This window comes from Arthrobacter sp. ZBG10, from assembly GCF_001238605.1.
GTDB lineage: Bacteria > Actinomycetota > Actinomycetes > Actinomycetales > Micrococcaceae > Arthrobacter.
The window spans coordinates 24,315-45,434 of record NZ_LFQH01000041.1 but is presented as its reverse complement, the minus strand read 5'-3'; the positions used below and the strand labels follow the sequence as shown (position 1 = coordinate 45,434).

Annotated in this window: 22 protein-coding genes; 16 read left to right on the top strand and 6 right to left on the bottom strand. The window is 68.4% G+C overall.

From position 1 onward, the window contains the following. The first annotated feature begins 79 nt into the window (after positions 1-79). From clpS to rdgB, 8 genes are all read left to right on the top strand, one after another. Positions 80-463: an ATP-dependent Clp protease adapter ClpS gene (gene clpS / locus ACU18_RS10680; protein WP_050685530.1), complete on the top strand. Its 384-nt coding sequence runs from the start codon at positions 80-82 to the stop codon at positions 461-463. Beyond that, positions 456-1,022: a DUF2017 domain-containing protein gene (locus tag ACU18_RS10675; protein WP_050685529.1), complete on the top strand. Its 567-nt coding sequence runs from the start codon at positions 456-458 to the stop codon at positions 1,020-1,022. The genes clpS and ACU18_RS10675 overlap by 8 nt, the downstream gene beginning before the upstream one ends. A 114-nt stretch (positions 1,023-1,136) precedes the next feature. Beyond that, positions 1,137-2,150, top strand: a complete 1,014-nt coding sequence (murI, locus tag ACU18_RS10670; protein ID WP_050685528.1) for a glutamate racemase — start codon at positions 1,137-1,139, stop codon at positions 2,148-2,150. Beyond that, the gene (locus ACU18_RS10665; RefSeq protein WP_050685527.1) at positions 2,147-2,944 is read left to right on the top strand and encodes an MBL fold metallo-hydrolase; all 798 of its coding nucleotides are present in this window, start codon (positions 2,147-2,149) and stop codon (positions 2,942-2,944) included. The genes murI and ACU18_RS10665 overlap by 4 nt, the downstream gene beginning before the upstream one ends. An 87-nt stretch (positions 2,945-3,031) precedes the next feature. Then, positions 3,032-3,658, top strand: coding sequence for a hypothetical protein (locus ACU18_RS10660; RefSeq protein ID WP_050685526.1), 627 nt, complete (start codon positions 3,032-3,034; stop codon positions 3,656-3,658). Beyond that, complete coding sequence (locus ACU18_RS10655) at positions 3,658-3,888, top strand: helix-turn-helix domain-containing protein (RefSeq protein WP_050685525.1); 231 nt, start codon at positions 3,658-3,660, stop codon at positions 3,886-3,888. The genes ACU18_RS10660 and ACU18_RS10655 overlap by 1 nt, the downstream gene beginning before the upstream one ends. 49 nt (positions 3,889-3,937) lie before the next feature. Then, entirely contained in the window at positions 3,938-4,696 is a 759-nt protein-coding gene (gene rph / locus ACU18_RS10650) for a ribonuclease PH (protein ID WP_050685524.1), read from the top strand. Beyond that, the gene (gene rdgB / locus ACU18_RS10645) at positions 4,693-5,340 is read left to right on the top strand and encodes an RdgB/HAM1 family non-canonical purine NTP pyrophosphatase (RefSeq protein ID WP_050685523.1); all 648 of its coding nucleotides are present in this window, start codon (positions 4,693-4,695) and stop codon (positions 5,338-5,340) included. Before rph ends, rdgB begins: the two co-directional genes overlap by 4 nt. 92 nt (positions 5,341-5,432) lie before the next feature. Here rdgB and ACU18_RS10640 read toward each other — a convergent pair whose 3' ends face one another. Continuing rightward, positions 5,433-6,233, bottom strand: a complete 801-nt coding sequence (locus tag ACU18_RS10640) for a DedA family protein (RefSeq protein ID WP_050685534.1) — start codon at positions 6,231-6,233, stop codon at positions 5,433-5,435. A gap of 154 nt (positions 6,234-6,387) precedes the next feature. On the opposite strand from ACU18_RS10640, the gene ACU18_RS10635 reads away from it, so the two are divergent. Together ACU18_RS10635 and ACU18_RS10630 are read left to right on the top strand one after the other, a co-directional pair. Then, complete coding sequence (locus tag ACU18_RS10635; RefSeq protein WP_050685533.1) at positions 6,388-7,389, top strand: exonuclease domain-containing protein; 1,002 nt, start codon at positions 6,388-6,390, stop codon at positions 7,387-7,389. Positions 7,390-7,458: 69 nt separating this feature from the next. Continuing rightward, positions 7,459-7,938, top strand: coding sequence for a DUF4395 domain-containing protein (locus tag ACU18_RS10630; RefSeq protein WP_050685522.1), 480 nt, complete (start codon positions 7,459-7,461; stop codon positions 7,936-7,938). Here the strand turns inward: ACU18_RS10630 and ACU18_RS10625 are convergent. After that, positions 7,919-9,013 (bottom strand): ADP-ribosylglycohydrolase family protein, encoded by a 1,095-nt coding sequence (locus tag ACU18_RS10625; RefSeq protein WP_050685521.1) that lies wholly within the window; start codon positions 9,011-9,013, stop codon positions 7,919-7,921. The genes ACU18_RS10630 and ACU18_RS10625 overlap by 20 nt on opposite strands. A 155-nt stretch (positions 9,014-9,168) precedes the next feature. Here ACU18_RS10625 and ACU18_RS10620 point away from each other — a divergent pair, with 155 nt between their 5' ends. The 4 genes from ACU18_RS10620 (at position 9,169) to ACU18_RS10605 (ending at position 15,901) form a co-directional block, all read left to right on the top strand. Continuing rightward, the gene (locus ACU18_RS10620) at positions 9,169-10,191 is read left to right on the top strand and encodes an MIP/aquaporin family protein (RefSeq protein WP_050685520.1); all 1,023 of its coding nucleotides are present in this window, start codon (positions 9,169-9,171) and stop codon (positions 10,189-10,191) included. Positions 10,192-10,247: 56 nt separating this feature from the next. Continuing rightward, positions 10,248-11,417: an exonuclease SbcCD subunit D gene (locus tag ACU18_RS10615; RefSeq protein WP_050685519.1), complete on the top strand. Its 1,170-nt coding sequence runs from the start codon at positions 10,248-10,250 to the stop codon at positions 11,415-11,417. Continuing rightward, the gene (locus ACU18_RS10610; protein ID WP_050685518.1) at positions 11,414-14,488 is read left to right on the top strand and encodes an AAA family ATPase; all 3,075 of its coding nucleotides are present in this window, start codon (positions 11,414-11,416) and stop codon (positions 14,486-14,488) included. Before ACU18_RS10615 ends, ACU18_RS10610 begins: the two co-directional genes overlap by 4 nt. A gap of 81 nt (positions 14,489-14,569) precedes the next feature. Beyond that, on the top strand, positions 14,570-15,901 hold the full coding sequence (locus ACU18_RS10605) for an MFS transporter (RefSeq protein WP_050685517.1): 1,332 nt from the start codon (positions 14,570-14,572) through the stop codon (positions 15,899-15,901). On the opposite strand, the gene map is transcribed toward ACU18_RS10605, so the two are convergent. Next, positions 15,873-16,655, bottom strand: a complete 783-nt coding sequence (gene map / locus ACU18_RS10600) for a type I methionyl aminopeptidase (RefSeq protein WP_050685516.1) — start codon at positions 16,653-16,655, stop codon at positions 15,873-15,875. The two genes, ACU18_RS10605 and map, sit on opposite strands and share 29 nt — an antisense overlap. A 69-nt stretch (positions 16,656-16,724) precedes the next feature. On the opposite strand from map, the gene ACU18_RS10595 reads away from it, so the two are divergent. Next, a complete protein-coding gene (locus ACU18_RS10595) occupies positions 16,725-17,024 on the top strand; it encodes a helix-turn-helix domain-containing protein (RefSeq protein ID WP_050685515.1) in 300 nt (99 codons plus the stop codon). A 31-nt stretch (positions 17,025-17,055) separates the two neighbouring features. Here the strand turns inward: ACU18_RS10595 and ACU18_RS10590 are convergent, their stop codons facing one another. Continuing rightward, a complete protein-coding gene (locus ACU18_RS10590) occupies positions 17,056-17,790 on the bottom strand; it encodes an IclR family transcriptional regulator (RefSeq protein WP_050685514.1) in 735 nt (244 codons plus the stop codon). Between the two features lie 242 nt (positions 17,791-18,032). Between ACU18_RS10590 and ACU18_RS10585 the strand changes: the two genes are divergently transcribed. Beyond that, positions 18,033-19,370 carry an MFS transporter gene (locus ACU18_RS10585; RefSeq protein ID WP_050685513.1) on the top strand — a complete coding sequence of 446 codons (1,338 nt, stop codon included), beginning with the start codon at positions 18,033-18,035 and terminating at the stop codon, positions 19,368-19,370. Between the two features lie 60 nt (positions 19,371-19,430). On the opposite strand, the gene ACU18_RS10580 is transcribed toward ACU18_RS10585, so the two are convergent. Both ACU18_RS10580 and ACU18_RS10575 read right to left on the bottom strand, forming a co-directional pair. Then, positions 19,431-20,087, bottom strand: a complete 657-nt coding sequence (locus ACU18_RS10580; RefSeq protein WP_050685512.1) for a phosphoribosyltransferase — start codon at positions 20,085-20,087, stop codon at positions 19,431-19,433. Positions 20,088-20,160: 73 nt separating this feature from the next. Then, complete coding sequence (locus ACU18_RS10575) at positions 20,161-20,988, bottom strand: alpha/beta fold hydrolase (protein ID WP_050685511.1); 828 nt, start codon at positions 20,986-20,988, stop codon at positions 20,161-20,163. Positions 20,989-21,120: the final 132 nt, after the last annotated feature.

The window sequence follows — 21,120 nt, the reverse complement described above, 5'->3', positions numbered from 1 at the left end:
GGCTCCCACGTCTCGCTGCGGGAGCCTTGCCGTTGTGGGCCTATCCGGCGGAGGACCATCCTCCCCATAGAATGGACGGATGACTGTAAGCGTTGCGCCCCGCCCTGACATCCAGGAGGGCACCCGGACCGGAACAGAGGAGGCCACAGGCTCCCTGACGGCCCCGGATATCCCCTGGAACCTGGTGATCTGGAACGATCCCGTGAACCTCATGAGCTATGTCAGCTACGTTTTCCAGAGCTACTTCGGGTACTCGGGGACCAAAGCCAACAAGCTCATGATGGAGGTCCACAAAAAGGGCCGCTCCATCGTCGCGTCGGGCAGCAAGGAACAAGTGGAACGGCACGCAGTGGCCATGCACGGCTTCGGGCTGTGGGCCACGGTGGAGAAGGCCAGCGGCGGTCCTGGCGGAAAGTCCGGCAAGTCCGGCGGCTCGGGCCAGGGTAAGGGGAAACGTGGCTAAGGCATTCAAATACGGCATCAAGGGCATCACCGGTTACCTCGAACCTGCCGAACGCGAGCTCCTGCGCAGCCTGATCGATGACGTCATCTCCATGCTTGAACCCGAGGAGCGGGCAGGGCAGGATCCGCTGGCGGCCCTGATCGGCCTCGACATGGACGTTGCCGCGCCCTCCGACCGGGCGGTCCTGCGGTTGCTACCGGACGTTATGAAGAATGACGACGACGCGTCCCTGGAGTTCCGCCAGCTCACCGAGCGTTCACTCCGGGAAACCAAGATCGGCGCCCTCCGGGCTGCCGCCCTGGACCTGGACAAGGACGAACTGGTCCTCACCGGCGACGGCCCCCGGCACTGGTCCATGGCCTTGAACGACGTCCGCCTGGTCCTGGCCGAGCGGCTGGACATCCGCGACGAGGAGGACGCCGGGCATGTGCACCTGATGCAGGACTGGTCCCAGGCCGAGGACGTGGAAAGCTACCTGGCGCTGGTGTACAACTTCGCCACCTGGCTGCAGGAATCCCTGGTCCAGGCCATGCTGGCGTCCATGGAGACCCGCAGGTGAGCGCGGCGGCCCCGCTGTCCTGTGACCTACCAGACATGAGTTCCAGGGCACAACATGATGGCTGAGGCTGCCGGGAAGACCTATCCTCGAATAATCATGACAACAGCCCCGAGCATGGAGCCGCCAGCGGATGCTGGCCCGGTGTCCGCAGCCAGCGACCTGCCAGCCGCCGCGCTGGAATCCCGCCCCATCGGTGTGTTTGATTCCGGCGTGGGCGGGCTGACCGTTGCCCGCTCCATCATCGACCAGCTGCCCAATGAAGCCATCCTTTACGTGGGGGACACCGCCCACGGACCTTACGGCCCGCTGCCCATCGCCGAAGTCCGCGCCAACGCGCTGGGGGTGATGGACGAACTGGTGGATTCCGGTGTGAAGCTGCTGACCATTGCCTGCAACTCGGCGTCGGCCGCCGTCCTCCGGGATGCGAGGGAACGCTACACCGCCAAGTACGGCATCCCGGTGATCGAAGTCATCCAGCCGGCCGTCCGCCGGGCGGTTGCCGCCACGCGCACCGGCCGGGTGGGGGTGATCGGCACGTCCGCCACAGTGGGCTCCCGCGCTTATGAGGACACCTTTGCGGCCGCCCCGGACCTGGAGATCACCTCCGTGGCCTGCCCCGAGTTCGTCAGCTACGTGGAAGCAGGCATCACCACGGGACCGGCCCTGCTGGCCATCGCGGAGGAATACCTGGCTCCGCTGAAGGCAGCCAATGTGGACACCGTGGTCCTGGGCTGCACCCATTACCCGCTGCTGACCGGCGTCATTTCCTTTGTGATGGGGGCCGACGTGACCCTGGTGTCAAGTGCTGAGGAAACCGCCAAGGACGTGTACCGGGCCCTGGCCACCCGCAACCTGCAGCGCACCGACGCCACGCCGCCCGAACACCACTTTGTTGCCACGGGCGACGCCGGTCAGTTCGAGTCGCTGGCCCGGCGTTTCCTGGGGCCTGAGGTGCTGTCCGTCCGGCACGTGGACCACGTGGCGGCCCAGTACCCCACGGGCAGCCTGGCCCGGATCACCCCTGAGATGATCGCCGCGGCCCAGAGCGCCCGGAACCGTCCGCGGATTTCCAACTTCGTGGGGGGCCGCCTGGCGGGGACCGCCCGTGACGGGAGGCCTGGCCTGTGAAGCTCACCATTGTCGGGTGCACCGGCTCGTTTCCCGGCCCCGGCTCGCCGGCGTCCTGTTACCTGCTGACCGCCACGGACGGTGACCGGACCTGGAAGGTGGTGATGGACCTGGGCAGCGGCGCCCTGGGCGCCATCCAGCGGTACACCGACCTGGAGGACATTGACGCGATCTTCCTTACGCACCTCCACCCGGACCACTGCATGGACCTGTGCGGGCTGCACGTCGCGGTGCGCTGGAAGCCCGGCGGCTGGGACGGCGGCAGGATCCCGGTCTGGGGTCCCGCAGCCACCGCCGACCGGATGGCCACCGCCTACGGGCTGGACCTGGACCCCGGGATGCACGAGGAATTCGACTTCACCAACTGGGCCGAGCGCAAGCCGGTGACTGTTGGCCCTTTCACCGTGACCCCATACGCCGTGAACCATCCCGTGGAGGAGGCCTACGCCCTGCGCGTGGAAGTGGTGGAGCCGGATAAGGACGGCAACCCGGTCACCCGTGTCCTCACCTACTCAGGAGACACCGATTCCTGCCCGGGCCTTGAAGAAGCTGCCAGGGATGCCGACCTTTTCCTTTGCGAAGCGGCCTTCGAGGAAGGGCGCGACGACGGTATCAAGGACGTCCATTTGACCGGCAAGCGGGCAGGGGAGGCAGGATCCGCGGCCGGCGCGCGCCGGCTCCTGCTCACGCACATTCCGGTCTGGACCTCACCCACCACCGTGATGGCCGAGGCCAGGCCCGTGTTCGGCGGCGACGTGGCGGTGGCCGTGGCCGGGGTGCATTACACCGTCTAAAGCCCGGAAGGGTGCTGGCGCAGCGGAGTCGGATCTTGTATGTTATCGATATTCGTTATTAACGATCATCGATAATCCGGGGGATTCATGAATATGGCAACGCAGCGCAGGTCGGCTGGACAAAAGCAGTTTGTATCACGCGTGGACGCCTTCGCCATCATGGCGGGTGCGGCGCTGGCCGCCGTGGCCAGCACAGTCTGGACCGTGTCCGGCGTCGTTGCCACCTTGACCGGGCCGGTGACCCTCACCCTGCCCCTGAACGACGCTTCCCAGCAGCCCGGGGGACTGTTGCTGGACGCTACCGCCCGGTTCAGCGCCATCGAAGCCACCATTCCCGTGCTGCCCTCCGCGGAGGCGGCCCAGTTGGCCTGGGCAGGAGTCTTGAACCAGCTCAGTTTTCTCGCCGTTGCGGCGCTGCTCTTCCTGCTCGCCTTCCGGCTGCAGCGCCGGAGCCTGTTCACCCCGTCGTCGTCCTGGATCATCATCGGCTGCGGCCTGCTCCTTGCCGGAGCCGGCTCCGTGGCGCAGGTCCTGGACGGCCTCGCCCGCACCGGCGCAGCCCGGTTGATTGGGGCGCCGGGCCGGCCCGGCGATGTGCTGTTTGCCGGCGACTTCAATGCCGCGCCACTGATAGCGGGAACCGTGCTGGTCCTGGTTGCCGGCGCCTTCCAGTTTGGGCGCCGCCTGCAGAAAGACACCGAGGGGCTCATCTGATGCCGGCTGAGGACTACTCGGCCATCCACTGCAGGCTCGATGAGCTGCTGGCAGAACGCGGCATGAGCCTGACGGAGCTGAGCCGGCTGGTGGGCGTCAGCCTGGTGAACCTGTCCGTCCTGAAGAACGACAGGGCCAAAGCCATCCGGTTCTCCACCCTCACTGCGCTGTGCGGGGTCCTCAATTGCACTGTGGGGGACCTGCTGACCCACGAGCCCGGCCAGGGCTGACCGGGCTCCGGTGGCACGGCCTCCGGGCTTCAATGGATAAGCTGAAGGCATGACTTCTGAAGCAACCGCAGTGCCCGTAGTGCGCGCCGATGGCCGCACCCCCGACCAGCTCCGCCCCATCAGCATCACCCGGGGCTGGTCCAACCAGGCCGAAGGCTCGGCACTGATCGAGTTCGGCAACACCAGGGTCCTGTGCACCGCTTCGCTGACCGCAGGCGTTCCGCGCTGGCTCAAGGGTGAAGGCCGCGGCTGGGTCACCGCCGAGTACGCCATGCTGCCCCGCGCCACCAACACCCGCTCCGACCGGGAATCCGTCAAGGGCAAGATCGGCGGCCGGACCCACGAGATCTCCCGCCTGATCGGCCGCTCGCTGCGCTCCATCATCGACACCAAGGCATTGGGCGAAAACACCATCGTGCTGGACTGTGACGTCCTGCAGGCCGACGGCGGCACCCGCACCGCCGCAATCACCGGCGCCTACGTGGCGCTCGCCGATGCCATCCGCTTCGCCCGCGACAACAAGCTGATTGCCCGCAACGCCCAGCCCCTGGTGGACACCATCGCCGCCGTCTCCGTGGGCATCATCGACGGCGTTCCCATGCTGGACCTGCCCTACGTCGAGGATGTCCGCGCCGAAACCGACATGAACGTGGTGGTCACCGGTTCCGGCAAGTTCGTAGAGGTCCAGGGCACCGCGGAAGGCGCCCCGTTCGACCGCGCCGAGCTGGACCAACTGCTGGACCTGGCCCTCCTGGGCACCACGCAGCTCGCCGCCATCCAGCGCGAAACGCTGGCAGACACGCTGTGACGGCCGCTCCCCGGTTGGTGCTCGCCACCCACAACGCGGGCAAGCTGCGTGAACTCCGGGAGTTGCTGCGTGGCCAGGTGCCCGGGCTCGACGTCGACACCCAGGTGGTGGATGCGGCGGCAGCAGGCGCCCCGGACGTGGTGGAAACCGGTGTCACCTTCGCCGAGAATTCGCTCCTTAAAGCACGCGCTGTGGCCGCGGCCACCGGCCTGGTGGCCATCGCGGACGATTCAGGCCTGGCGGTGGACGTGATGGGCGGCGCCCCGGGGATCTTCTCCGCGCGCTGGGCCGGCCGGCACGGAGACGACCAGGCCAACCTGGAGCTCCTGCTCAACCAGGTCGCCGACGTTCCGGACGCCCACCGCGGCGCTGCGTTTGTCTGTGCCGCGGCACTAGCCGTCCCCGGCACCCCGGAGGAGCCGGGCCGCGAAGAGGTGGAATACGGCCAACTGGAGGGCACGCTCCTGCGGGCTCCCCGCGGCGCCGGCGGGTTCGGCTACGACCCCGTCCTGCAGCCGCTGGGCGGCGACCGGAGCTGCGCCGAGCTCTCTGCCGAGGAGAAGAATGCCATCAGCCACCGCGGCAAAGCCTTCCGGGCATTGCTGCCGGCCATCATCTCCGCCCTGCAGGAAGCCGGCGAGTAACGCCGTCGGACGTTCCTGACCTGCCTTAACGCCGAAGGGCGCGCCCCCGTGTCAGCGGTGGGCGCGCCCTTCGGCGTTTGTCGCTAAAGAACTCAGCGCTGGTCGGGCCGGTGGCTGCCGGTGTCCCGGGGCGTTTTGTGCTCGTCCTCAGGGGTGTGCTCCTCGATGAACTCGGCCACGGGGTCCGTGCCGTAGGCCTTGGCCTGCCGCTTGGCGGAGAGGCCGCGGAGCACCTCGACGCCGATGGGCAGGACCGAGACCAGCACGATGAGGATAAAGATGATGTCCAGGTTGTCCCGGACCCACGGCACGCGGTCGCCCAGGAGGTAGCCCAGCAGCGTCACGCCGCCGCCCCACAGCACCGCACCGATGACGTTGTAGAGGAAGAACTTGCGCTTATCCATCTGCGCCACACCCACGATCACCGGCACAAAGGTCCGGATGATGGGCACAAAGCGGGCCAGGATCAGTGCTTTGCCGCCATGCTTTTCGAAGAACGCGTGGGCGCTCTCGACGTTCTCACGCTTGAAGAGCCGCGAGTTGGGCTTATTGAAGATGGCGGGCCCGGCCTTGGAGCCGATGAGGTAGCCCGTCTGGTTGCCGATGATCGCCGAAATGATGATCAGCAGGGCCAGCAGCCACACGTTGAACTTGATGGTATCCGTGGCCACGAGCAGGCCGGCGGTGAACAGCATGGAATCGCCCGGCAGGAAGAAGCCCACCAGCAGGCCCGTTTCGGCGAAAACGATACCGCACACAAGCAGCACCACCCAGGGCGCCAGGGCGGGATCGGCCAGGAAGATCTGGGGGTTCAGCCAGTCGGGGAGGAACGAGGCCAGCTGCGGCTGGACCGGTCCTGCACCGCCCAGCGTGGACACAGCAAGGTCATTCAGGAGAGGGATGTTCACCTTCCAAGGGTACTTGACCTGCATGTGCCGTCCGGTGAGGCCACCCCCTAAGCCGTCGGCCGCCGTCGTCCGCGTGATATCCGTGACAGGGCCGCCCCGGTAACGCGGAAACGGCCCGGCCCGGCGGTAAAGTGTGGGCGTGGGTTTGGATTTTACGGCGATTGACTTCGAGACGGCGAACGGGTTCAGGGGCTCCCCCTGCGCCGTGGGGCTGACCAAGGTCCGCGGCGGCCGTGTGGTGGAGGAAGCGTCCTGGCTGATGCGCCCGCCCCCGCGCCACGACCACTTTGAGTACCACAACACCCGTATCCACGGCATCACCTCAGCCGACGTGGCATTGCAGCCGCGGTTCGGCGACCTGTTCCCGGAGATCGGCGCCTTCATCGGCGGCGATGTGCTGGCCGCCCACAACGCGGCCTTTGACCTCGGCGTGATCCGCTCGGCCCTGGAAGTCTCCGGCCTTCCCGGCCCGGCCTACGACTATGTGTGCACGGTGATGCTGTCGCGGCGGTGCTATTCGCTGGTCTCCAACTCGCTGCCTTTCGCCGCGGAGGAAGCCGGTGTGCCGCTGGTGAACCACCACGACGCCGCCGAGGATGCCCGCGCCTGCGCCGGGATCCTGATCGACATCGCTGCGCGCAACGGCGCCAACAGCGTGGCGGAGCTGTACCTGTCGCTGGGGCTGGTGATGCCCCGGCAGGAGGCGTTTGACCCCGCCATCGACCCGCTCTCCAAGCCCAGCCTGGCCGCCCTTTCCTCGGGCAACGGCGCTGCGCTGGTCCGGCCCTTCCAGTCGGGCTGGCCGGAGGAGGGCGCCAACCCGGAGCCCAACCCGGCCGCCGCACCGGGGCATCCGTTGCATGGCCAAACCATCGTGTTCACCGGTTCGCTGTCCATCGGCCGGCCCGAAGCGAAAATCCGGTCCGCGGAACTTGGTGCCCGTCCCGAGAGCCGGGTAACGGGCCGCACCACCGTTCTGGTGGTGGGCGACGGTTTTGTGGCCGCAGACCTCCGGTCCGGCCGGCTCACGGGCAAAGCCAAACGCGTCCTGGAGCTCCACGACCGGGGCCAGGCCATCGAGGTGCTGTCCGAGGGCGAATTCCTGCAGATGGTGGGAAGTTTCGCGGCGGCCGGCGCCTGATCATCCCGCTGCCGGTCATGCGGCGCAACAAAGCTTCCAAGCCGGGGACTCCGCTCCTAGCCTTGGGCCATGAGCTCCCTTTTTGCGTTCCCCAATCCAGTCAACGAATACGCCGCCCGGGTGACGGCGGGACTGGTGGTGGTCCTTGCCCTGGCCACGGCGGTGACAGGCTCCGTCTGGGGGCTGCTTGCCCTGGCCGCAGGGTTCTGGCTCCGGGTGCTTTTCGGTCCAAGGGTTTCGCCGTTGGCCCTGCTCTCCGTCAAGGTCATCACGCCGTGGTTGGGGAAGGCCAGGCTGGTGCCGGGGCCGCCGAAGCGTTTTGCGCAGGGCCTCGGAGCCGCAATCTCCACCATTGCGCTGCTGCTGTTCCTGGCCGGCGCGGCACCTGCCGCCTGGACGGTGCTGGGACTGCTGGTGGTGGCCGCCTCGCTTGAGGCCGTCCTGGGCTTCTGCGCCGGCTGTGTCATTTTCGGGTTCCTGCAGCGCCGCGGCCTGATCCCGGCGGACGTGTGCGAGGCCTGCAACAACATCAGCCTTCGCCGGTCGTAACCTTCACCAGCAGCTCGCCCATTCCGCGGATCACCTCAGGCGCTTCCAACGCCTCCAGCCAGTCGGCCGGGAGGCAGTCCGTGCCGTAATGCGCGCCCAGGATGTTGCCCGCGATGGATCCGGTGGAATCGCTGTCCCCGCTGTGGTTGACCGCCAAGGCGACGGCGGCCCGGAAATGCCGGACCGGGCGGGGCTCGCTGTTGTCCGCGGCGTCCGTGGGGATTGTGGCCAGGACAGCGTAAAGCGCGACGGCGAACGCCTCCTCCGCCACCCAGCCCTCGCCAAGTGCCGCCACCAGTTCCTCCGGTGCCACCACGCCCTGCCCGGCAAGCCGCAGCGCGGCGTCGAGGCGCCCCGGCAGTTCCGGGGCGACGTCCTTCACGGTGGCTGCATGGGCTGCCACGGTGGCTGCCGCCCCGGCCAGGGTTTCGCCGGCCACAAGGTGGTGGATCAGGAGGCTGAACACCCCGGCGCTTTGCCGGGCAGAAGGGTGGCCATGCGTGAGGGAGGCGGCGTCGGAGCTGAGTTTGTAGACGGCGTCGGCCGTGATGTGCGGGATCAGCCCGAACGGTGCCGATCGCATCACCGTGCCGCACCCTTTCGACTCCGGGTTGACGGGCCGGATTGAGGTGCCCATTTCTCCGGTGGCAAGGCCAGAGAGACAGGCTTTGCCGGGGTGGCGTTGCTGGTGGAGGACGGCGTTTGAATCAATCCAGCGCGCTTGCGGTGCAGGCGCCCGGGGGCCGGCCTCGACACCCTGCGTGGCCAGCCAGCGCAGGTAGGACAGCCACAGGCAGGCGTTGGCGTCTGCGCCGACACCCGAGTTGGCCCACTCCAGCGCCTCCACCAGCCCGTCCACGGTGTAGAGGGTCATTTGGGTGTCATCGGAGAAATGGGCTGGGCGGTCGAGGGCACCGAAGCCCTGCAGGCCGCTGTTGCCGAAGCGGGACCGGATTGTTGCCATGGAATCGAACTCCACCGCGTAGCCCAGCGCGTCTCCCAGGGCACCGCCCAGGAGGCAGCCGTGGATGCGGGACTTCAGGGCGGGGCCGGGCTGGCCGGATTCGAGGCTCATGGTGCAAATTTACCGTGGCAGGGTGGCCGGCCCGAGCCACGGGCCCGCGGCAGTGCCCGCTTGAGGGCACCTCCAGCAAACCCACAGCCTGGACTGGAAGAGTGTTGGGGTTGCCAGCGGCAACACTGCCATCCACCCCTGACTTAAGGTTTCCCATGCGCACGCCTGCCCCTGCCCGGTCCGATACCCGTCAGCCGGATGCTGCCGGCGAATCCCAGCAGGGCGGACTGCTGCCCCGGCTGGCCGCCGAAGCTTTCGGCAGCCTGTTCATCACCGTGGTGGCCCTGGGCGTTCCGCTGTTCAGCATTCCGCAGACCAGTCCGCTGCCTTCGGCTTTGGCCGCGGGCCTGGCCATCACTGCTGCCATGATCGCCTTCGGACACGTCTCGGGCGGTCACTTCAACCCGGCCATCACGGTGGGCCACCTCCTGGCCGGGCGGATCCGCGCCGGCCGCTCGGCAGCGTACGTCGCCGCACAACTGGCGGGGGCCTTGGTTGGCGCGCTTGCCCTCTTCGGTGTCCTGAGTACGCTTCCCGGCATCCAGGACAGCCGCACGGCATTCGCCACGGTGACCGCCGGCTTTGCCGAGCACTCGATTGTGCAGGCGCCGCTGGGTGCCGTGCTGCTCTTGGAGCTGCTGGGCTCCATCATCATCGTGGCCGTGTTCCTGGGCGCGGGATCGCGTGCCAACACCGCCCGGGCGGCCGCCCCGGTGGCCGTGGGCCTGGCCTTCGCCGCGCTTCTTCAATTGGGCCAGACTCTGGGCAACCTTCCCTTCAACCCCGCCCGCGCCCTTGCTTCGGCGGTCTTCAGCCCAGGATGGGCGGTTGAGCAGGTCTGGGTCTTCCTGCTGATGCCACTGGTGGGCGGCACCATCGCGGGCCTGCTGTTCCGCGTTTTCGACTCTGCCGCTGCTTCGACGCCGGTGGCAGCCATCGACGGCGGCGACCCCGCAGCTGATACCGCGGATGACGTCGCCGCGGCAGGGGGCCGGTCTGGTGTTGACGGCCAGGACGACGGCGGCTTCCGGGACGCTGCCGACGGCGGCGACGCGTCCGCCGTCGACGGTTTCCTGCCGGAATCCGAACCTTCCCGGCAGGGCCCGGCGGGCGCCGCCGCAACTCCTTCGGCCAGTACCGACGAGGCCCGGGAATTCTTTGACGGAAAGCGCGGCTGATGCGCCCCGCTGCGGCGGGTGCGCAAACTGTCGGTGCCAGCCGCTAGCGTAGAAATATGCGGTTATTACACACCTCGGACTGGCATCTGGGCCGGTCCTTTCACGGCGTAGGCATGCTGGACGCCCAACGGGACTTCATTGACCAGCTGGTGGCGGCCGTCAGCGGTCACAACGTCGATGTGGTCCTGATTGCCGGCGACGTCTACGACCGCGCGCTGCCGGGCGTGGACGTGGTCCGGCTCCTGGATGATGCGCTGGTGCGGATCACCGAAGCCGGTGCCATGGTGGTGCTCACCAGCGGAAACCACGACTCCGCCATCCGGCTGGGCTTTGCCGCCAGGCTCCTGGAACGCGGGGGAGTGCACCTGCGGACCCGGGTGGAACACCTGGCCCAGCCGCTGCTCCTGCCGCTCGGGGAGGACCCTGACGGGGCCGCCGCCCAGCTGGCCATTTACGGCATTCCCTGGCTGGAACCACGGCTCGTCGCGGATCAGCTGGGCGTTCCGGCCAGCCATTTCGAAGTGACACAGGCCGCCACCGGGCTCATCCGCGCCGACCTGGCGGAACGTCCCGGTACCGTCCACTCGGTGGTCCTGGCGCACACCTTCGCCAGCGGCGGCATCAGTTCCGACAGCGAGCGGGACCTCAGCATAGGCGGCGTGGGGGCCGTCCCGCTGGATCTGTTTGACGGCTTCAGCTACACCGCACTGGGCCACCTGCATGGCAGGCAGCAGCTGTCGCCCCAGGTGAGGTACTCCGGCTCCCCGCTGGCGTATTCCTTCTCGGAAGCGGGACACCGTAAGGGCGGCTGGCTGGTGGACATCGAAGCAGGGGGCGTCACCGCTGTCCAGGAAATCCACTGGGAAGCGCCCCGGGAGCTCGCTGTTCTCCGCGGCCATTTGGCTGAACTTCTGGCCTCTCCGGACCACGCGTGGGCGGAGACCGCCTACTGCCAGGTCACCCTCACGGATCCGCAGCGTCCCGCCCGGGCCATGGAACAGCTGCGGCAACGGTTCCCGGACACCCTGGTCCTGGGCTTCGACCCGGACGGGGCCACAGCGGCAAGCACCGCCACCTACAGCAGCAGGCTGGCCGGCGCACCGGACGACCTCGCCGTCTGCTGCGGATTCCTGGACCACGTGCGTGGCCGCGAACCTGATCCGGACGAAACCGTAGCACTGGCCGGAGCGATCGAGAACGTGCGCCTGCAGGAGGTGTCCCGATGAGGATCCACGCACTTCGGATTTCAGCGTTCGGGCCGTTCGCCGGCACGGAGGACATCGACTTCGACCGGCTCAGCGCGCATGGCCTGTTCCTGCTCAACGGCCCCACGGGTGCCGGCAAGACCAGCGTCCTGGATGCCATCTGCTTCGCCCTGTACGGCTCTGTTCCGGGTGCCCGGCAGGACGGCAAGCGGCTCCGCAGCGACCATGCGGAGCCAGGCCAGGAACCTGCTGTCACCTGCGAGTTTTCCGCACAGGGCCGGCGGTTCGAAGTGACCAGGTCACCGGCCTGGGACAAACCCAGCGCCCGCGGCAAAAACGGCTTCACCACCCAGCAGGCCAAGACCCTCCTGCGCGAGCGGGTGGGCGGCGCCTGGCAGGAAAAGTCCGCCCGCAATGATGAAGCAGGCGCCGAGATTCTGGCCCTGCTGGGGATGGACCGTGAGCAGTTCACCCGGGTGGTGATGCTGCCGCAGGGCGATTTCGCCGCGTTCCTCCGTTCCAAGGCGTCGGACCGGCTGGAACTGCTGCAGAAACTGTTTGGCACCCAGCGCTTCGAATCCCTGGAACAGGAACTGTCCCGCCAGGCCCAGGCCGCCAAGGAAAGTGTGGCCGCGCTGACAGCCCGGCTGGGCGTCTTGTTTGGCCGCGCCGAATCGGAGGCCGCGGCCCTGGAGTTGGCCACTGAGGATGCCCCGGCCGCCCAGACTGCTGAGCGGCTGGAATGGCTCACCGACGCTGTTGAAGACCGGCTCGGCGAGCTGACGAAGGCCGCTTCGGCGGCGGGTACGGCCAGCACGGCCCGCGCCGCCGAAGTGGAAGCGGAAGCAGCCCGCCAGGACCGGCGTGCCAGGCTCGAAGCCGCGGACGTCCGGGCGCAGGCAGTGCACGACTCTGCCGCGCAGGTCGCCAGCCAGCTCGAACGGCTTGACCGCCACCGCCAGGCGGAAGTCCTGGCCGCACACCTTCAGGGTGTTGACTCCGCAGCGGCAAAGGTGGCCGGTGCAGGCTCAGCAGCCGAATCAGCACTGACCCTGCTCCGGTTGGCGGCGGCGGAAGACCCGGAATTGGCCCGGCTGGAGCTGGACCAGGAGCAGGATCTGGAGCAGGCCGGGCGCTCCGGGACGGCGCCGCTGTCCGGCGCCACGGCGGAACTGGGACGGCTCCGCTCGCTGCTGGCCGTGGTGGAAGCCCGCGTGCCGGACGAAGACCGGCTGCGGGAACTTCGCACCCGGCACACCACCCTTGCGGGCCGGCACAACCTGGCCGGCAAGGCGCTGGCGGACCTGGACAGCCGCGAAGTCCGGCTGGGTGCCGATCGCAGCGCGCTGATGGCGGGCCTGCCGGACCTTGAGCTGCGCGCCGGGGCCGAACCGTTGTTGAGCAAGGAGGCTGCTGCTGCCGGGGAACTGCTGGACGTGGTCCGCCGCCATGCCGCGGCCCTCACCGGCCGTACAGCTGTCCACCTCCGGTACGAACAGGCCCGGGAAGTCCGGTTGGAAACCAAACGCGAGTGGCTCGATCTGCGCGAAGCAAGGCTGGCCAACGCCGCCGCCGAGTTGGCCGCCCATCTGCTTCCCGGCAGCCCCTGTCCTGTCTGCGGCAGCGGCGAGCACCCGCTTCCTGCGGCCTCCGGCCACGGCGGCCCTGGCCTGGCCCAGGCGGAGGAGGCTGCGCAGCAGGAGCACGAGGCGGCTGAGGCCGCATTTGTGCAGGTCAGCAGGGAACTGTCGGACGCAGACCAGAAGATCGCCGTCCTGGTCAGCCAGGGTGGCGACACCCCGGAGGAGCAGGCACGCCAGGACGCACACGATGCCCGGGAGGCGGCCCGCGCCGCCAGGGACGCCGCGGCCGAACTCGCCACAAAGCGGGAAGAGCTGGCGAAGACGGATGATGCCATTGCCGCTACGGCCAAAGCCCGCGCTGCCACGGAAGCGGAACTGGCGCAGGCCGCCACGGAGCTTGCCGGCCTGGCGGAACAGACCGAAACCCTGGACCAGGCGTTGCTTGAGCTCCGCAACGGGCATCGGAGCCTGCCGCAGCGCCTGCGGGCCCTGGAAAAATCGGCGGCAGTCCTCGCCAAGGCCCTGGACGGACAGGAACGGCTGGAGCGGGCACGGGCAGCGGCCGCTGAGGCGGCGGAACAGCTGGAGCAGGCATTGCCGGGGGCAGGATTCAGCAGCCCCGACGAAGCCCGGGAGCGGTTGCTGGCCGGCGCGGAGGCAGCCTCGCTCCAGGCACAGGTCCGGGCCGCGCAGGACGAAGCCGCGCGTGTGGCTGAACTGTTTGCCTCCCCGGACCTGGTCCAGGCCCGGGAGGAACAGGCCGCCGGGCCAGGAGCCGGCACCGATGGACTCCTGGCCCTTCGCGGGGCCGCTGCCGCTGCCCGCGAGGAAGCGAGGCAGGCGGACCTCGCCGCCGGTCTGGCCGGGCGTTGCCTCGCCGCGCTGCAGGCAATGGGCACCGAATACGCTGAACTGACGGGGGCGGCCAGGGGGCCCGCCGAGCGTGCTCAGATGCTGGCCGGCCTGGCGGACGCCGCAGCCGGCCGGGGCGAGAATACTTACCGCATGAGCCTGAACAGCTATGTCCTGGCCGCCCGGCTGGAACAGGTGGCCCTGGCCGCGTCGGAACGGCTGGTGGCCATGAGTGATGGCCGGTACCTGCTCCAGCACACCGACGCCAAGGCTGCCCGCGGCGCCAAGTCCGGCCTGGGCCTGGAGGTTGTGGACCAGTGGACGGGATTCCGCCGGGACACCTCCACCCTGTCCGGCGGTGAGTCCTTTATGGCCTCGTTGTCGCTGGCCCTCGGGCTGGCGGACGTGGTCCAGCAGGAAGCCGGCGGCGTGGAAATTGAGACACTTTTTGTGGACGAAGGTTTTGGCAGCCTCGACGAGCAGTCACTGGAACAGGTCATGGACGCTCTGGAAGGCCTGCGGGATGGCGGCAGGGTGGTAGGCCTGGTCAGCCATGTGGGGGAGATGAAGCAGCGGATTGGGACCCAGCTCCAGGTCATCAAGACCAGGACCGGGTCCACGCTGCGCATTACCGACGCCCTGGACCTGCCCGGGTAGCGGCGCCGATATACTGGAACAGTTACCGGGTTTCGCGCATCGGGAGGAGGGACGGTGCGCAGAGAGTAAACGAGCCCGGAAATGACGCCACAACCTTCTCCCGCTGCAACCAACAACACCCTTGAGGCCGGCCCCGCCACCGCTGCCCCGGTGGGCCGCTTCGCCCGCCTTCCACAGCTGGCCGGCCGCAGTTTCCTGCCTCTGGGCCTCTTCGCCCGGCTGCCGCTGGCCATGCTCACGGTTGGCACACTGACCCTGGTCACCTCCGTCAGCAGCTCCTACGCCATTGGCGGAACCGCTGCCGGGGCCGTAGGCATCGGTTCGGCCCTTGGCGCGCCGATGCTCGGTGCGCTGGCAGACCGGCGCGGCCAACGCCCTGTCCTGCTGGTGGCCGCTGTCCTCAATACCCTCGCCGTTGTGTCGCTGATCGTCGCCGCCACCACCATGGGCCAGGCTGGTGGGTTCCCCGTATTTGTCCTGGCGACGGCGTTCCTGGCCGGCGCCAGCTGCCCGCAGGTGGGGCCGCTGGCCCGGGTCCGCTGGATGGCCCTGGCCTCCCGCGGAGTGCCGGCGGATAACAACCGCGACCTTGACACGGCACTCTCGTACGAAAGCACGGCAGACGAAGTGACCTTCGTCCTGGGGCCTGCCCTGGTGGGCATCCTCGCCAGCCTGCTGGCGCCGTGGCTGCCGCTTGCCCTCGCCGCGGCCATGACCATCACGCTGGTCCCGGCGTTCGCCTCGCACCCGACGCACCGCTCGGTGCCGGTCAGCCGCCGCAGCGCAGGATCAGGCTCCGCAGCGCAGGAACCTGCAGCCAAAAAACTGCCGCCGGCCGTGATCCTGCCGGTGGTGGCAATGGTCTGCATGGGCACCTTCTTCGGCTCCACCCAGGCCGCACTCAGCGCCTTCTCGGCAGGGTTCGGCGGCTCGGAGCTGGCCGGCCTGCTGTACGCCGCCATGGGCCTGAGCTCCGCCGCCGCCGCACTCTCGGTGGCCTACTGGCCGCGCCGGTTCAGCCTTCCGCTGCGGTGGATGGTGTCTGCCTTCGCCATGGCCGCGCTCGCCGTCCTGCTGCTGCTGCCCACGTCACTCGGCGCCATGGTAGCCGTCCTGCTGGTCCTGGGCCTTCCCGTGGGACCGGTGATGGTCACCGTCTTCTCCGTGGGCGGCATGGTGGCCCCGGCCCGGCGACTGGGCACCGTTATGACGGCCCTGGCCAGCGGCATCGTGGCCGGCACGGCCCTGGGCTCCTCCATCGGCGGCCAGCTGGCGCAGACCAGCGGGTATGCAGCGGCGTTCATTGTCCCCGTGGCGGCTGCTTTGGCGCTGGCCCTCCTGGGTGCGGCAGCCGCCGTCGGACTCCGCCCGAAAGACCCGGGCGCTACTGACGCGCCGCGGACGGCAGCGTAAGGATCTCGGCTCCGTCGGCCGTGATGGCAATGGTGTGCTCACTGTGGGCGGTCCGGCAGCCGGTGGCGCTGCGCAGGGTCCACCCGTCCGGGTCCGTGACCAGTTGGGCAGTGTCAGCCATGACCCAGGGCTCAAGCGCCAGCAGCAGGCCCGGACGCAGTTTGTAGCCGCGTCCGGGCCGGCCGGTGTTGGCGATATGGGGGTCCTGGTGCATCGTGGAGCCGATGCCGTGGCCGCCGAACTCCGTGTTGACCGGGTAGCCGGCGTTGGTGAGGACCGTGCCGATGGCGTGGGACAAATCGCCGATCCGGGCCCCCGGACGGGCAACGGCGATCCCGGCTGCCAGGGCGCGCTCCGTGGCGTTGATCATGGCAACGCTGGCTGCCGGGCGGGCCGCGCCCACCAGGAAGGTGATGGCGGAATCAGCCGCGACCCCATCCTTGATGGCAGCCAGGTCAAGGGTCAGCAGATCGCCGTCGGCAAGGGTGTAATTGTGAGGCAACCCGTGCAGCACGGCGTCGTTCACTGCAGTGCAGATGTAGTGCCCAAAGGGCCCGCGGCCAAACGAGGGAGCATAGTCCACGTAACAGGACGTGGCCCCGGCCTCGAGGATCATGGCCTTGGCCCACCTGTCGATGTCCAGCAGGTTGGTGCCCACCGTGCTGCGGGCCTTGAGGGTGTGCAGGATGTCTGCCACCAGGGTCCCGGTGACCTTTGCCCGGGTCAGCTCGGCGGGGTTCAGAATTTCGATCATGCAGCGCCTCCAGGCATCATTTTCCAATAACTATACCGGCCATATTATCCCGGTACTATAGTTGGTGCCATGGTCAGGTTGCCCCTCACACCCGAAGAAGTCGAGCGCGGAGAACGCCTCGGCGCCCTCCTCCGCCGAGCCCGCGGACAGCGTTCCATGCTGGAAACGGCCCTCGCAGCACGGGTTTCACCGGAAACGCTCCGCAAAATCGAGACCGGCCGGGTTGCCACGCCTGCTTTTCCCACCATCGCCGCGATCGCTGACGTGCTGGGCCTTTCGCTGGACGAGGTATGGGCCGGGATCAATCCAGCCGCCGGTGGCACCGCCCAACTCGACGGCCGCGGCGCGCCGCAGCGGTTGGCATCCTGACCGGGTGCAGCCTCGGACCGGCTTTACCCGGTCACGCCAGCAGGGCCTCGATCCGGGCCGCACTGGCCGCGAGCGCTTCGCCTACAACTGCAGGGCCGTGCTCGGACCGGATGTAAACCACGGCGAGTGCGGCCGGCCTGCCGCCGGGCACCCGGACCGGTGCCGCCAGTGATGACACGCCGGGAATGACCTCGTCATGGCTGGCGGAGTACCCCTGCCGCCGGGCCTCTGCGGCTTCCGGCCGGTAGGCGATCCCGGTTCCCAGGCGCTCCCATTCGGCTTCGGTCAGGGCGGACTGGATGGCGATGCCCGGCGCGCCGGCATTGATGGGATGCCGGCTTCCGGGGTGCTGGGCCACTGTTGCGCCGGCGTGCCGGGGCTCCACCGTGACCAGCGTGATGCAGTCATGGTGGTCCCACAGCGCCACAAACGCCGTCATGTCCAGGGTGTTGGCGAGGTGGGTCAGCTCCGGCATTGCTGCTGCCTGCAGGTTCCTTGACACCCCGCGGGCCAGGACGGCGAGTCCCGGTCCCGGCATCAGCTTGCCGGCGTTGTCCCGCTCCAGCAGTGAGTGGTCCTCGAGGGTGCGCAGGATGCGGTACGCCACGGAGCGGTGCACGGCCATGGCGTCCGCCAGTTCCGCAATGGTCAGGGGGCCGGGGGCGGCAGCCAGGATCTCCAGCGCACGGATGCCGCGCGAGAGGGTCTGCGACGGGGGTGCCGCGGCCGGTGCCGCTCCGGCCGGTGCTGCAGCGGAGGAAGTCATGGCATCCATCCTAGGCCGCCACGATCCCAGGGGACCGGCCCGGCGGCGCCTGCGCCACCTCGCCATCAGGCTGGCGCCGGCACGCCACCCGCCAGGGTCCCTGCACCCAAACAACGTTGAATTTTGCCGCTTTGCGTGTCCTGACTCACGTTTTCGTAGTACCCTGCTTACTAACTGACCGTTCTGTCGGTAATTATGAAGGCGTCCGGTGGCATCCCCGCCGAATAAACAATGGAGTTTCAATGACCACACCTTCCCAGGTGGACACCCTTACCGGCCCCAGCAGCAGGCACGAAGAACGCAAAGTCCTCGCCGGCACCCTGGTGGGCACCACCATCGAGTGGTACGACTTCTTTATCTTTGCCCAGCTGACGGCGACGCTGCTGTCCCCGCTCTTCCTGGCACCGCTGAACGAATCAAACCCGGGCCTGGCCCAGATCCTCTCCTTCGCCCTGATCGGCATCAGCTTCCTGTTCCGGCCGCTCGGCGCCGTGGTGGCGGGCCACCTCGGGGACCGCCTGGGCCGCAAGGCCATGCTGGTCTTCACGCTGGTGATGATGGGGGCCGCCACGGCCCTGATCGGTATGCTGCCCACCTACGCCCAGATCGGCGCCTGGGCCCCGGTCCTGCTCATCCTGCTCCGTGTTGTCCAGGGCTTCTCGGCCGGTGGCGAGTGGGGCGGTGCCGCACTGATGGCCGTGGAGCACGCACCCCTGAATAAGCGCGGCCTCTTCGGCGCCTACCCCCAGATCGGCGTGCCGGTGGGCATGATCCTGGCCACCGGGTTGCTCTACTTCCTCAACACCGGAATGTCCAAGGAGGACTTCGCGGCCTGGGGCTGGCGGCTGCCGTTCCTGCTCTCCATCGTCCTGATTGTGGTGGGCTACCTCATCCGCCGCGCCGTGGCCGAAAGCCCGGTCTTCCAGGAAATGGCCCTGCGGAAGAAGGAAAGCAAGGCGCCCCTGGGCGAGCTGGTCCGCAACCACAAAAAGCCGGTGCTGTACTCCACGCTGATCTTCATCGGCAACAACGCCGCCGGCTACCTGTTGATCGCGTTCTTCATCTCCTACGCCACCCGCATCCTGAAGATGCCCACCCCGCAGATCCTGCTGGCCACCACGCTGGCGTCCTTTGGCTGGCTGATCTTCACGTTGGTGGGCGGCTGGCTTTCGGACCGGATCGGCCGGGTGAAGACGTTCGTGACCGGGTACGCGATCATCTTTGTGTGGATGATCCCCATGTTCGCCCTGATCGACACCAAAAACATCTGGCTTTACGGGCTTGCCCTGTTTGTCCTCACCATCGGACTGGGCCTCTCCTACGGGCCCATGTCGGCCATGTATGCCGAAATGTTCCCCGCTAACGTCCGGTACTCCGGCATCTCCATCGGCTATGCCTTCGGCGCCATCCTCGGCGGCGCCTTTGCGGCCACCATCGCCGAATTCCTGCTGCAAAGCACCGGGTGGACCGGCTCCATCGGCATCTACATCATGGTGCTTTGTGTCATCTCGGTGGTTGGTGTGGTGCTCGCCAAGGAGACCAAAGGCAACCCGCTGGGCGTCAGCGGCGGCCACCACTAGGAACCTTTCCACGCGCCCGACGGCGGGCCGGACCACGGCGGTCCGGCCCGCCGTCGGACGTTAATCGGCAGCCGTTGCCAGGAAACCGAGCGCGTCCGCGTCCGTCAGTTGGCCGAAATTCCGGTAGAAGCTGCCCACGGCGCGGAACTTGCCGGGCAGGTGCAGGCACAGCACGGCGTCGCAGACCCGTTCCAGGGACGTCTCCGCCTCCACGGACCCTACGGGCGCCGCCGCCACCACGGCTGCCGCGTTGCCGGCCCGGACCGCCTCGACGGCAGCACGCATGGTGGCTCCCGTAGCCAGCCCGTCGTCCACCAGCAGCACCGTTCTTCCCGCCAGGTCCAGGCTGTATTCCGGGTACCGGGCCGCACGCCTGTGCAGTTCGGCGCGTTCCTGGGCCTCCACGGCTTCCAGCTGCTCCCGGCCGACCCCATGGGCCAGCACACGGTCCAGCAGCGGCCGGTTGAGGAGCCGGACGGTGCGTCCGCCGGACCGGGCCAGCGCCCCGTACGCGGTTTCCGGATGCCCCGGGATGCCCAGTTTCCGGACCAGGACAGCGCCTAACGGCAGGAACAGGGCCTGGGCGGCGGCAGCGGCCACGGGGATCCCGCCGCGGGCCAGGCCCAGCACCACGGTGTCCGGCCGTTCCCTGAATTGGGTCAGGACCGACGCCAGCTGCCGGCCGGCGTCGGTGCGGTCCTCAAAGCGCGTTCCCATGTGTCCCTTCCGGCCCTTTTGCCACGTCGGACCCAGCCTACCGCCGGGACGCGCGCCCGTGTGCGGCCGGCGGCTATCCGGCCAGGAACGCGATGGCCGCCTGCTTGAAGGCCCTGCTGGTCACGGCGTTGGTGTGGTTCCTGCCGGGGAGGACCAACTGCTCGGCGCTGGTTCCGGCCTTGGCGGCCAAATCGGCCAGCCCCGCCAGGCTGCCGAGCCGTTCGTCCAGTTCGCCGGCCACCAGGAGCAAGGGGACGTGCGGCACGGCTTCGGCGGGGTCGTAGGGCTCATCCTTGATCGCTTCCACCAAGGTCAGCAAGGCGAAGATGTTGTTGCTCGGCAGCAGCTGCGCCATCCGGAGCAGCCTGGCGGTGGACTCATCCGCGATCGGGGTGCCGTCGGCCAGGAAGTCCTGGGCGGCCACCAGGTCGAATTCCGCCAGTGGGTCGGCCATGTTGGGCCCGCCCAGCACCAGTCGGTGCACCAGTTCGGGCTGGGTGGCGCCGAATTCCCAGGCGAGCCGGGAGCCCAGCGAATACCCCACCACGTCCAGCCCGCTGGAAGGATTCCCGTCCTGCAGGGGGCGCGCCCCGGCGTCGAACGCTGCCTGCAGCAGGTCCGCGCGGATCCTGCTGGGGGAGTAGGAATCTCGGTCTTCCGGGGCGCCGCTGCGGCCGTGGCCCGGCAGGTCCACGGTGATGACCCGGCGGCCCGCATCCAGCAGCGCAGCCACCCAACCGGTGTCTTCCCAGTTCAGCTTGCTGGAGGACGAGAAACCGTGGATCAGCAGGACGGGCCTGAGGCCGGCGTCCGATGCCGGATCGTGGACAGCGACAAAAAGTTGCGGGTCGGTGCCCTCTACCGTGTGGTTGTGCTGGTTGCCGGTGTGCCTGCCGCTCATGGTTTCAGTCCTCATCAAGTACGGCGCTCAGGCGGACCCTGCGCTTCGGAGCCTCCTCCGCCTGCCCCGCCGAAGGTACGCACCACTTTACCCGGCTGCGGACTTGGCAGCTCAACAGCGGATTTACCGGTT